The sequence below is a fragment of the Micromonospora sp. Mcm103 genome (assembly GCF_024519755.1).
Classification (GTDB): domain Bacteria; phylum Actinomycetota; class Actinomycetes; order Mycobacteriales; family Micromonosporaceae; genus Micromonospora; species Micromonospora aurantiaca.
The window spans coordinates 13,229-25,196 of record NZ_JALJRJ010000013.1 but is presented as its reverse complement, the minus strand read 5'-3'; the positions used below and the strand labels follow the sequence as shown (position 1 = coordinate 25,196).

General features: G+C 73.8%; 10 protein-coding genes and 1 pseudogene. 4 read left to right on the top strand and 7 right to left on the bottom strand.

The window, feature by feature from the left end; genetic code table 11:
* Positions 1-40 precede the first annotated feature (40 nt).
* Positions 41-1,441: pseudogene (locus OC439_RS17285) on the bottom strand (glycosyltransferase family 4 protein).
* Between the two features lie 55 nt (positions 1,442-1,496).
* Positions 1,497-3,440 carry an amylo-alpha-1,6-glucosidase gene (locus OC439_RS17280; protein WP_262014326.1) on the bottom strand — a complete coding sequence of 648 codons (1,944 nt, stop codon included), beginning with the start codon at positions 3,438-3,440 and terminating at the stop codon, positions 1,497-1,499.
* A 42-nt stretch (positions 3,441-3,482) separates the two neighbouring features.
* Here OC439_RS17280 and OC439_RS17275 point away from each other — a divergent pair, with 42 nt between their 5' ends.
* Complete coding sequence (locus tag OC439_RS17275) at positions 3,483-6,203, top strand: MGH1-like glycoside hydrolase domain-containing protein (protein ID WP_262014325.1); 2,721 nt, start codon at positions 3,483-3,485, stop codon at positions 6,201-6,203.
* Between the two features lie 39 nt (positions 6,204-6,242).
* On the opposite strand, the gene OC439_RS17270 is transcribed toward OC439_RS17275, so the two are convergent.
* Complete coding sequence (locus OC439_RS17270) at positions 6,243-7,568, bottom strand: hypothetical protein (RefSeq protein ID WP_262014324.1); 1,326 nt, start codon at positions 7,566-7,568, stop codon at positions 6,243-6,245.
* Between the two features lie 138 nt (positions 7,569-7,706).
* On the opposite strand from OC439_RS17270, the gene OC439_RS17265 reads away from it, so the two are divergent.
* The 3 genes from OC439_RS17265 to OC439_RS17255 all read left to right on the top strand — a co-directional run bounded on the left by OC439_RS17265 (position 7,707) and on the right by OC439_RS17255 (position 10,304).
* Entirely contained in the window at positions 7,707-8,405 is a 699-nt protein-coding gene (locus OC439_RS17265) for an HAD family hydrolase (protein WP_262014323.1), read from the top strand.
* A 22-nt stretch (positions 8,406-8,427) separates the two neighbouring features.
* Entirely contained in the window at positions 8,428-9,213 is a 786-nt protein-coding gene (locus OC439_RS17260) for a DUF4184 family protein (RefSeq protein ID WP_262014322.1), read from the top strand.
* 389 nt (positions 9,214-9,602) lie between these two features.
* The gene (locus tag OC439_RS17255) at positions 9,603-10,304 is read left to right on the top strand and encodes a hypothetical protein (protein WP_262014321.1); all 702 of its coding nucleotides are present in this window, start codon (positions 9,603-9,605) and stop codon (positions 10,302-10,304) included.
* A gap of 12 nt (positions 10,305-10,316) precedes the next feature.
* Here the strand turns inward: OC439_RS17255 and OC439_RS17250 are convergent, their stop codons facing one another.
* The 4 genes from OC439_RS17250 to OC439_RS17235 all read right to left on the bottom strand — a co-directional run bounded on the left by OC439_RS17250 (position 10,317) and on the right by OC439_RS17235 (position 11,872).
* The gene (locus OC439_RS17250) at positions 10,317-10,598 is read right to left on the bottom strand and encodes an SCO0607 family lipoprotein (RefSeq protein WP_262014320.1); all 282 of its coding nucleotides are present in this window, start codon (positions 10,596-10,598) and stop codon (positions 10,317-10,319) included.
* A gap of 71 nt (positions 10,599-10,669) precedes the next feature.
* Entirely contained in the window at positions 10,670-10,945 is a 276-nt protein-coding gene (locus OC439_RS17245) for a hypothetical protein (RefSeq protein ID WP_013287312.1), read from the bottom strand.
* A 47-nt stretch (positions 10,946-10,992) separates the two neighbouring features.
* On the bottom strand, positions 10,993-11,424 hold the full coding sequence (locus OC439_RS17240) for a hypothetical protein (RefSeq protein ID WP_262014319.1): 432 nt from the start codon (positions 11,422-11,424) through the stop codon (positions 10,993-10,995).
* Between the two features lie 205 nt (positions 11,425-11,629).
* The gene (locus OC439_RS17235) at positions 11,630-11,872 is read right to left on the bottom strand and encodes a ribbon-helix-helix protein, CopG family (protein ID WP_262014318.1); all 243 of its coding nucleotides are present in this window, start codon (positions 11,870-11,872) and stop codon (positions 11,630-11,632) included.
* Between the last annotated feature and the right edge of the window lie 96 nt (positions 11,873-11,968).

The following is an 11,968-nucleotide window of genomic DNA, read 5'->3' as shown; positions in this document are numbered from 1 at the left end:
GGATCGGACGGTACCTATCGCATGTCAGTGCGTCATGCCCCTAACTTGCGGCGCCGGCGAGCAGGTTCCCCTCCGGGACGATGATCGGGGACCGGTCGCCGCCCAGCAGGGTGGTGGCCCGGCGGGCCTGGAACGCGTCGTGGTCGCGGCGGGCGGTGGCGTAGGCGGCGGCGGTCCGGGCGGCGATCGCCGACCAGGTGTAGCGCCGGCTGACCATGCTGCGCGCCTTGCGCGCCACCCGGCGGGCGAACACCTCGTCGCCGAGCAGCCGGTCGACGGCTCCGGCCAGCGCGTCCGGGTCGCCGTGCGGGAACGTCACACCGGTGACCCCGGGCTCGACGATCTCCGCCAGCCCGCCGGTACGTGCGACAGCGAGCGGCGCTCCGGCGGCGGCCGCCTCCAGCGCGATCATGCCGAACGGCTCGTAGAGGCTGGGGATCACCGTGGCGTCGGTGGCGGCGAGCACCGCGGGCAGTTGAGTGGCGTCCATGAAGCCGGCGAACCGGACCGTGTCCCCGAGGTGCAGCCGCCGCGCCTGATCGACCAGCTCGTCCCGGTACGGCCCGTCTCCGGCGATCACCACCCGCAGGCCGGGGTGCCGCCTCGCCAGGTGCGGCACGGCGTGCACCAGGTGCTGCACGCCCTTCTCGTAGACCAGGCGGCCGGCGTACCCGACGAGCGGCCCGCCCGCGGCGAAGCGTGCCCGGGCGGAGGCGACCGCGTGCGGCCGCGCACGCCAGGCCCGGTCGTCGACGCCGTTGGCGACCACGTCGATGCGCCCGGACGGTACGCCGAACAGCCGGGCCACCTGGTCGCGCATGTACCCGGAGCAGGCGATCACCCGGCCGGAGGCGTTGCTCAGCCAGTGCTCGACACCGTGGATGGTGCGGTTCATCTCCTCCGGCAGCCAGCCCTGGTGCCGGCCCGCCTCGGTGGCGTGGATGGTGGTCACCAGCGGCACGTCCAGGTGCTCGGCCAGCGTGACGGCGGTGTGCGCGACCAGCCAGTCGTGGGCGTGGATGACGTCGTAGGTGCCGGACGAGGCGGCGCGCAGCGCGGCCCGGGTCAGCGTGTGGTTGAACGCCATCGTCCAGGCCAGCAGCTAACCGGTGGCCAGCGGGAACCGGACCGGATCCTCGGCGGCGCGGACGACGCGCACGCCGTCGGCGTACTCCTCCAGTGGAGCGCCCTCGGCGTGGCGGGTGACGACTGTGACCTCGTGCCCGGCGGCCGCAAGCGCCACTGACAGCGCGTGGACGTGGCGGCCGAGGCCACCGACGAGCACCGGCGGGTACTCCCAGGAGAGCAGCAGCACCCGCAGGCGCCGGGCGGGCTGGATGTCGATCACTTCGGCGTCAGCTGACACGCGGCCCCCTTTGAGTTGTGGCGTCCCCACCCCGGCGGCGGCGTCGCCGCGGTGTCCGGTGGGGTCGGCACCCATCCTGCCCAGGGGTCGATAACCGGCGGCGACGCGCCGGTTGCCGGTCTGTAACGCGTTACCGGCGCATCCGCCGCGCGCGCAGCAGCTCGGCCACCGACCACGCCTGGAACGGGCAGCCGGTGGCCGCGTGCGGCGCCGCGCCGTCGGCGGTCTCGCTCACCGACCCCAGGCCGTCCTCGGCGAGGTGGCCCACCAGACCCACCAGCAGGTCGTCGGTGGGCAGCCCGGCCCGGCGGTACGCGTCCAGCAGCGGCCCGGTCAGCCACGGCCAGACGGTGCCCTGGTGGTACGCGGAGTCCCGCTCGGCGGGCCCGCCCCGGTGCCGCCCGGTGAAGCCGGGGGAGTCCGGGGCGAGGCTGCGCGGCCCGAGCGGGGTGAACAGCGCCTCGGTGATCCGGCGCAGCGCGGCCTCGTCCGGCTCCAGCGGCGCGTGCGGCAGCGACCAGGCGAGCAGCTGGTTGGGGCGCAGCAGGTCGTCGTCGTGGTGCGCGGCCCCGCCCAGCGGGTACGCGGGCGCCGGTGCGTCCACCACGTCGTGCAGCCAGCCGGCCGGGGCGGGGAAGCGCTCCCGGAACGCGGCGGTGGCCCGGTGGTGCAGGGCGTGCAGCGCGGCGGCGTCGCGTCCGGCCAGCTCGGTCAGCTCGGCGAGCCCGGCCAGCCCGTTGATCCACAGCGCGTTCACCTCGACCGGCTTGCCGGTACGCGGGGTCACCGGCACCCCGTACACCCGGGCGTCCATCCAGGTGAGCGCCACGTCCGGCGGGCCGCCCTGGGCCAGCAGCCCGTCGGCCGGGTCGACGCCGATGCCGTACCGGGTGCCCGCCACGTGCGCCTCGACCACGCCGTGCAGCGCGGGCAGCAGCTCGTCGCCCAGGTCGGTGTCGCCGGTGACGGTGACGTGCCGGTGCACCGCGTGCAGGAACCACAGCGTCGCGTCGACGGTGTTGTACTCGACCCGGCCGGTGTCGGCGGTGTTCGCCAGCATGCCCTCGTTCAGCGTGGCCGCGTACGCCCGCAGCAGGTCCCGGCCCTCGTCGGCCCGGTTCGTGCACAGGAACAGGCCCTCGTAGGAGATCATCGTGTCCCGCGACCAGGCCCCGAACCAGGGGTAGCCGGCGACCACGTCCGGGCCGGTGGCGGTGCGTACCACGAACGCGTCGGCGGCGAGCGCGAGCGTCGCCTCGACCGCGTCGTCGGGTTTCGCCGCCGCGACCACCGCCCGGCTGCGCCGCCGGGCCGCCTCGACCACGGCGGTCGCCGGTGGCGGCTCCTCGGCCAGGTCGTCCGCCCAGGCCAGCACCGACACCGTCGCGCCCGGCTCGTCGAGCGCGCCGGTGAACCGGCCCGCGTACCAGAGGTCCTCGTCCGGGTGCAGGCCGCGCTCGGCCTCCGTGCGGTGGCGTACTCCGTGCCACCACTGCCCCTCCGGCGTCCAGTCCGGCCCGGCCAGGCGGTACGCGCCGTCGACCACCGCGCCGCCGGCCGCCGGTTCCAGCCGGGGCGCCGGACCGTCGGCGCGCCGCTCGCCGTGCGCGTCGCGCCAGGTGCAGGCCGCCGCCAGGTCCAGCCGCACCGGGCCGCCGGAGATCAGCCGGTGCACCACCGCCACGCAGGAGCGGCCGTACGTCATGGCGATCTCCCGTTCGATCACCACGTCGCCGACGCGCCACCGCCAGCGCGGCACCCCGTCGGCCAGGTCGAAGTGCTCCAGCAGCTCGAAGCCGCGCGGGTCGACCACGCCCGAGGACCACTCGTGCGCGCCGAGGCGGACCTGCTGCCCGGACGGCAGCGTCACCGCCGGGTCGAGGCTCACGAGTCCCACCTTGCGGGACGCCGGCGTGTCACCGGCCACCACGAGCAGCCCGTGGTACCGGCGGGTACGCAGCCCGGCGACGGTGCCCAAGGCGTACCCGCCGCGCCCGTCCGTGACCAGCCATTCCCGCGCGGCGGCGGCGGACAGCTCGCCGCAGACCCGCGGCCCGAAACGGATGTCGATCAACTTTCCTCCACCGGCAGCGAGGTGTGACATGCCACGGCGACAATGGCCGCTGTGGAGAAGTACCCCGGTGGCGTCGAAGATGTGCCAGTGATCACCGACCGGTCGACCTCCGCGTCCCCCGACCCCGAGCGGCACCGGCTCGCCCAGGCCGACGCCGGGGAGCAGGACTGGCGCGCATGGGGCCCCTATCTGTCCGAGCGGGCGTGGGGGACCGTCCGGGAGGACTACAGCGAACACGGCACGGCGTGGGACTACTTCCCCCACGACCACGCGCGGTCCCGAGCGTACCGGTGGAACGAGGACGGCATGGCCGGCGTCTGCGACGACCGGCAGACGTTCTGCTTCGCCCTCGCGCTGTGGAACGGGCGCGACCCGATCCTCAAGGAGCGGATGTTCGGCCTCGGCGGCGACGGCGGCAACCACGGGGAGGACGTCAAGGAGTACTGGTGGTACCTCGACAGCACCCCGACGCACTCCTTCATGCGCTGGCGGTACCACTACCCGCAGGCCGCGTTCCCGTACGACGAGCTGGTCGCGGTGAACGCGCTGCGCGGCCGGGACGACACCGAGTACGAGCTGGTGGACACCGGCATCTTCGACGACGACAGGTACTGGGCGGTGACTGTCGACTACGCCAAGGCGTCACCGACGGACATGTGCGTGCTGGTCACCGTGGCGAACCGGGGCGAGGAGGACGCGACGCTGCACGTGCTGCCCACGCTGTGGTTCCGCAACACCTGGGCGTGGGGCCTGCCCGGCACGGACCGGATGCCGAAGCTGACCGGCGAGGAGGCCGGGGCGCGGGGCGGCGCCCGGCTCGTCGGTGACCACTGGGTGCTCGGCCAGCTCCTGCTGGAGGGCGACGGCGACCCGGTGCCGCTGCTGTGCGACAACGAGACGAACGCCGAGCGGCTGTGGGGGCTGCCGGGGCGGTCGGCGTACCCGAAGGACGGCATCAACGACCACGTCGTGGCCGGTGCCGCCACCGTCAACCCGGACCGCACCGGCACCAAGGGCGCGCTGCACTACGTGCTCGACGTGCCGGCCGGTGAGCAGCGGCAGATCCGGCTGCGGCTGACCCGTACCGCGCCGCCGCCGGTCGCCGCGCCGCCCGCCCCGGCCGACCTGGGCGACGGGTTCGACACCGTGCTCTGGGCGCGCCGGGCGGAGGCGAACCGGTTCTTCGACAGCGTCATCCCGGCCGCCGCCACCGCCGACGAGGCGCTGGTGGCCCGCCAGGCCATCGCCGGGCTGATGTGGGGCAAGCAGTTCTACCACTTCGACGTCGAACGCTGGCTCGCCGGCGACCCCGGCTCCGCACCGCCGCCGGCCGGCCGCCGGCACGGGCGCAACAGCGCCTGGTGGCACATGAACAGCTTCGACGTGATCTCCATGCCGGACCCGTGGGAGTACCCCTGGTACGCCGCCTGGGACCTCGCCTTCCACTGCGTCACCATCGCCCGGGTCGACCCGGGCTTCGCCAAGGAGCAGATCCTCCTGCTGCTGCGCGAGTGGTACCTGCACCCCAACGGGCAGATCCCGGCGTACGAGTGGGCGTTCGGGGACGTGAACCCGCCGGTGCACGCCTGGGCGGCGCTGAAGGTCTTCGAGATCGACGGCTCCCGCGACCACGAGTTCCTCGCCCGGGTGATGCACAAGCTGCTGCTCAACTTCACCTGGTGGGTCAACCGCAAGGACACCGGCGGCAACAACGTCTTCGAGGGCGGCTTCCTCGGGCTGGACAACGTCGGCCCGTTCGACCGCTCGGCCGCGCTGCCGGTGGCCGGCGTGCTGGAGCAGTCCGACGGCACCGGCTGGATGGCCATGTACGCGCTCAACCTGCTCGACATGGCGATCGTGCTGGCCGAACACGACCGCGCGTACGTGGACACCGCCACCAAGTTCTTCGAGCACTTCGCGTACATCGCCGCGGCGGCGTACCACCAGGGGCTCTGGGACGCCGAGGACGCGTTCTTCTACGACGTGCTGCGGCTGGCCGACGGGACGAAGGTGCCGCTGAAGGTGCGCTCGGTGGTCGGGCTGCTGCCGCTCGCGGCGGTCACCCGGCTGACCGCCCGGACCATGCGCCGCCTGCCCGAGCTGGGCGCCCGGCTGCGCTGGTTCCTCACCAACCGCCCGGAGTACGCGGAGGTGATCGGCGCCCGCCGGCTCGGGCCGGACGGCCGCCAGCAGCGGCTGCTGTCGATGGTCGCACCGGACCAGGTGGTGCGGCTGCTGGCCCGGATGCTCGACACCGACGAGTTCCTCTCCGAGTACGGGCTGCGCACGCTGTCCCGGGCCCATCTGGACAAGCCGTTCACCGTCACGCTCGGCGGGCAGGAGTTCAGCGTCGGCTACGAGCCGGCCGAGTCGACCAGCGGCCTGTTCGGCGGCAACTCCAACTGGCGCGGCCCGATCTGGATGCCGACGAACTTCCTGCTGATCAGCGCGCTGCGCGACTACGCCGCGTTCTTCGGCGACGACCTCCAGGTCGAGTACCCGACCCGGTCCGGGGTGAAGCGCACCCTCGACGAGATCGCCGACGACCTGTCCGCGCGGCTGATCTCGCTGTTCACCCGCGACGGCTGGGGACGGCGGCCGATCTACGGGGCCGCGCAGCTGTTCCAGACCCACCCGGACTGGCGCGACCTGATCTGCTTCCCGGAGTACTTCCACGGCGACAACGGCGCCGGCCTGGGCGCCTGGCACCAGACGGGCTGGACCGCGCTGGTCGCCGACCTGATCCTCACCCTGCGCCGCTGACGCGTGGGGCGCGGCGGGGGTACCGCCGCGCCCGCACGCTCACGGCAGCGGCAGGAACGCCAGCCGGGCGTGGTACTCCCCGGCCACCGTCACCGTGTCGCTGCCGACCCACAGACCCCGGTCGGTGGCGTACAGCTCGCCGGTGCCCACCCCGCGGTCCTTCGTCGGGTTCCACGGCAGCGCCTTGCCGGTGGTCGGGTGGATCGCCCCGATGCCCGGCCGGGACACCGCGCCCGGACCGGCCGAGTTGCGGCCCTGCGGGTTGTCCAGCCAGCGCTGGTGCCCGCCGACGTAGACCGCCGCGCCGGTCACCGCCACCGACAGCAGCGTGTCGCCGCCGGTGTAGTTGGCCCAGGTCGGCTGCTTGCCGCCGGTGGCCGTACCGAACTCGAACCGCGCCGCGGTGTCGCAGAGCGTGCCCGGGAAGGCCGCGCCGGTGGTGACCACCGCGAACCAGGCGCCGTCCGGCGAGATGTCCACCCCGCGCAGGTACGACGGCATCGACCGCGCGCACTGCGGCTGGTAGCGGTCGGTGGCCCAGCCGGAGAGCGTGGCGCCCGCGCCGGACAGGTTCGCCACCGCGAGCTGGTGCCGGGCCACGCCCGCCACCGTGCTGAAGTTGCCTGCGAACACCAGCCGGGTGCCGTCGGAGGAGACGTCCAGCGCCTCGACCTTCACCGGCGCGGTGGCGCCGGACGTGGTCTTGCGCGGACCGGCCAGGTTCAGGTTGACCGACGCGTCGGCCGCCCCGGTGGTGGCGTGCACCGCCGCCAGGGCGCGCCGGGTCACCCCGCCGACGGTCTGGAACGCGCCGCCGACGATCAGCCGGTTGCCGACCAGGCGCATGTCGTTCACCTGGTTGTTCAGCGCCGGCGTGGTGAAACCGGCGACCCGGGCGCCGGTGGCCGCGTCGATCCGGGCCAGCCGGGACGCCGCCGTGCCGTTGACAGTGGTGAACGCGCCGCCGATGTAGAGCGAGCGGCCGTCCGGCGCGGCGGCGAGCGCCTTGACCGCGCCGTTGACCTGCGGCCGGAACGTGGTGTCGATCCGGCCGGTGGTCGCGTCCAGCGCCACCAGCCGGGGCATCGCCAGCTGAGCCGTCTGGCCGGCGTTGCGCACCTTGGTGAACGTGCCTGCGACGTACACGCGGTTGCCGATCTGGAGGATGCGGTGGACGGTGCCGTCCAGCGCGTGCGGCGTCCAGTCGACCGGGTTGGTGCCGACCACTGTGGTGTGTGCGGCGTTGACGGCCAGTGCCGGGGATCCCGGCAGCGCCGCGCCCGCGACGGCGAGCGTCGCGGCCACCGCGACGGCGGCGCGCCGCCGGCGCCGTCGTCCGGGTGGATGATCGGGTGAGATCGTCATGGCCGAAGCATGCCGTCGGACCAGGGATTCCGCAGTCGGGTAGCCGCCGGTAACCGGCGGCCGACCGGATAATCCGCGTGGCCCGTCCGGCGACCGGGCAGTACGGTGTGCGAGGTCCGCGAGGGGGAGGGGGACGCGATGCCGTCGCGCCGGGACGCCGCCGTGCTGGTCTTCGACGCCGACGACACGCTCTGGGAGAACAACGTCCTGTTCGAGCGCGTCATCGACGACTTCCTCACCTGGCTGGACCACCCCACGCTGGACCGGGCCCGGATCCGCGCGGTGCTCGACGACATCGAGCGCGCCAACGCCGTCGCGCACGGCTACGGCAGCAAGGTCTTCCTGCGCAGTCTCGGCGAGTGCCTGGAGAAGCTGCGCGAGCGTCCGGCCACCGCGCGGGAGCGCGCCGAGATCGAGCAGCTCGCCGCGGCGCTGGTCGGGCACCAGGTGGAGCTGATGCCGGGCGTGGCCGAGACGCTCGACGACCTGGCCGGCCGGCACGAGCTGCTGCTGCTGACCAAGGGTGAGCGCGAGGAGCAGCAGCGCAAGCTGGACGCCTGCGGGCTGCTGCACCACTTCCGGGCCGCGCACATCGTCCCGGAGAAGGACGCGGACACCTACCGCTGGCTGGCCCGCGAGCACGCGTTCGACCCGGCCGCCGCCTGGATGATCGGCAACTCACCGCGCTCGGACATCCTGCCCGCCCGGGCCGCCGGGATGAACGCGGTCTTCATCCCGAACGAGAACACCTGGGTCCTGGAGCACGACGAGCTGGACCCGTCCGACCGGCGGGTGATCCGGCTGGCCGCGTTCCCCGACCTGGTCCATCACTTCTGAGCGGGCCGGTAACGTCCGGGACGTGCCGCTGACCTTCCCGTCGCACCTGGCGCCGGTGCTGCCGCTGAAACGGTGGCGGCCGGGTTGGTTCGACGGGGTGGCGCTGTGCACCGGCGCGGTGGCGCCGGACGTCGGGTACCTGGTCACCGGCACGCCGCTGGCCCTGAACCTGCGGACACACACGCTCGGCGGACTGCTCTGGTGGTGCCTGCCGGTCGCCCTCGTGTACGCCTGGGTGGTGCGCCGCGTGGTCGCCGGCATCGCGGTGCACCTGCCCGGGCAGCGGTTGTTCGGCTGGCCCTGGTACGTGGCACTGGCCCGGGTGCGCCACCCCTGGCAGGTGACCGTCTGCTCGGCGCTGATCGGCGCGTTCAGTCACGTGGCGTGGGACCGGCTCAGTCACAGCGAGCGACTGCCCCGGCTGCTCGGCGTCGCCGACTTCCGCGCGCTGACCGGCGTCTACTGGTTCCAGTTCGCGGACGTGGTCGCCGGCCTCGGCGGCGGACTGCTGGTGGTCGTCCTGGCCGTGCACGAGGCCCGCCGCGGCCTGCGGGCGGGCGGCGTACCCGCGTCCGCGCCGGCGGCGAACCCGAACGTGTTCTGGCGGGTGGCGCTGGCGGTCACCGGGCTCGGCGCGCTGCTGCTGCCCGCGCTGCCGGCCGCCGGCGTCCCCGCCCCGGCGGGCGTACGGGCGCTGCACGTGGCCGCGCTGGCGCTCGTCGCCGGGGCCGTCGCGGCCCGGACCGTGCCGCCGCGGCAGGCCGGGCGCAGTCCGCGTCTCGAAGTCGAACAGCGCGAAACCGGCTGACCCCGTTACGCCGACATGCCGCAATTCGGCATAGACATCAATCACAAGCGCGGTCGCCGGTCATCGCTTGTCCGGCCTGCGCGGACGCGCCTAACCTGAGCCGGCGCCCACGGCTCGTCGGGGTGAGACGGGGGCGCACCGGAGTCCGGTGGTAAGAGCACCGTGGAGCTGAGTGCGGGCATACCGGCTCGCCGCGCGGAGCCCGGCGGAAGGCGTCGTGCCACGCCTGCCGGGTTCCTGTGGCGCAGACCGCTACCGAACCGGACGGCCGGGGTCAGGACCGGGGAGTTGCGGACCCGGTCCTGACCCGTCCGGCACCATTTGCTGCCTGGCGGATTCCGGGTGGGACGCCTCTGGTGCGTGAGCCGGTCACGGAGCGACACTGAGTCATGACTCCTCAGCGCGTACCGCTGCTCGCCGGCCTGGTCGTGCTGCTCGCGGCGGCCTGCACGGCGACCGGCCACGACGGCGCGTCCACGGCGCCCACCCCGACGGTCGCGGCGGCGTCCGCGCCGGCCGCCACCGGGACGCCGGAGGCCACGCCCCCCCCGCCGGTGCCCACCGAGGCCGAGCCGGTCGCCGGGTCATGGCACGCCACCTGGGGCTGGGCGGTGCCCGGCGGCCCGGTCCGGGTGGCCCATCGGGTACGGGTGCCGGTCGCCCCGCCGCCCGGGGAACCGCTGCCCGTCCTGGTGGCGATCGACGTCGGCGACCACCCGGTGGAGGGGTTCAGCCGGATCACGTTCGCCTTCCGCGGACCCACACCGTCCTACGAGGTCGCCTACGTGCCGCAGGTGGTGACCGAGGGCCGCGGGGCACCGGTCACGCTGCCCGGCACCGCGTACCTGTCGGTGCGGTTCGACCCGGCCCAGGCGCACGACGCCCGCGGCGGCGGGACGGCGGACCTGCCACCGGCGGCGATCCGCTTCCCGACGCTGCGCGGATGGGCGGTGGCCGGCGACTACGAGGGCCACCTCAGCTTCGGGCTCGGCCTGCGACCGCCCGACGGCGGCCGGCTCCCGGTGCGGCTGGGGGAGGCCGACCGCCCGGACGGCACGCACGTCGTCTCGGTCGACGTCCGGCGAAGCTGACGCGGGCCCGCGTCAGCGGTCGATGACCCTGTTGTCCTCGTCGATGCCGTGGGTGCGCCAGTAGACGTCCCACTCGTCGTCGACGTACTTCGGCACCTTGCCCTCCGGGTAGCGCACGTACGGCGGGGACGGCTCCTGGCCGTCCGGCACGCAGGAACTACCGCCCTGCGGACCGACCGCGATCACCGGGTACTCGTCGCTGCCGCAGATGCTCTGCCGCAGGGAGCAACCGGTGGTCGCCATCAGCCCGGTCAGTCCGAGCACGGCAAGAACGATCATGATTCGAGTTCGCACGGGGAGAATTCTCGCCGCCCCGGGCGGACCCGCCATCGGTACGCGTACTCAATTCCGGGGTAGCCCGGGGCTCAGGTCAGCTCGCCCCGCACGATCGCCACCGCCACCCGGCAGAACTCGTCCATGTCCGGCTGGAAGCCGGCCGCGATGTCCGGGTGCAGGCCGGAGCGGGTCTCGTCGAGCAACCGACGGCAGACGTCCTCCACCGGCTCGCCGGCGTAGCCGGCGCGGACCCGGTCGGCGGCCGCCTGCAGGGCCGACGTCAGCTGATCCTCCAGCGGGCCGCGCAGCTTCTGCTGCACCGGATCGAGCCCGCTCGGGTCGAGCGTGACATGTGGCTCCGACATCGGCACTCCCTTCGTCGGCGTCCGCGGTACCCCACCGCGGACGTCGGTCAAACCATCGTCGGTACGGCCGACACCCGGACCAGATACGAGAACTCCTCCGCCGGCTCCTCGACGTACGACAGCCGGCGGATCTGCCGGTCGTCGGACCAGAGCGCGACGTCGACCAGCACCCCGAGGTGGGCGAGACCGATGGAGGAGACCCGCTTCTTGTCCTGGAGCACCGCGCACACGCCGCCCAGCAGCGTGCTGGCGTCGGAGGTGCGGTGCCCGGGGGGACAGCGCAGGGTCAGGTCCACCTCGACCGGACCGGTCAGCGGGGTCCACCCGGTGCGCTGGGCCGCCGTGCAGGCGGCCTGGAGCAGGGTGCGGACCCTCGTCGCCTGCCGGTGCCCGGCGGCGAAGATGGACAGGGCCTCGGTCTTGACCGGGGGCAGGCCGTTCACCTCGAACGTCAGGGCGAGAGCGCGGGTGTCCTGCACGACGGCACCTCCTCGGGGGGAATCCTGCCCAACCGGGGAACGCGCGCACGGCACTTCCCGTCAGAACCAACCGATCGGGCGGGCGATGGGGGACGGCCGGAGGCGCATCGGCGTCGACGGCGACGCGCCGGCTACGGAGCTAGGGAAACGCTAGTCGAGCCGGCTGACGCTGGGTAGCCTCCCTGCTCACTGAGTGGGACGGCCGTCAGGCCGCCTCGCCGGTGTGCCGAGCCAGGTATTCGTCGATCGCCCTGCGGATCAGACCGGAACGCCCGCTCTTGTCGTTGCCGGCCAGTTCGTCGAGCCGCCGGACGATCGTCGAGGGAAGTCTGACGCCGGTCACCACCATCGGCACGTTCTCCGGCGCAGGCGCGGGTCCGAGATCAGGTCCCCGGGCCGCTTCCCTCAGGAGCTCCGAGATGTCGCCGCCCCGGTCGAAGTAGGCCACCAACTCCTCACGGCTCATCGTCCGCGGATCGCGGTCAGCGCTCATCGCGTTCCCTCCATCCACTGTTTGACCTCATCGGGAGTGGCCGGCCGAACG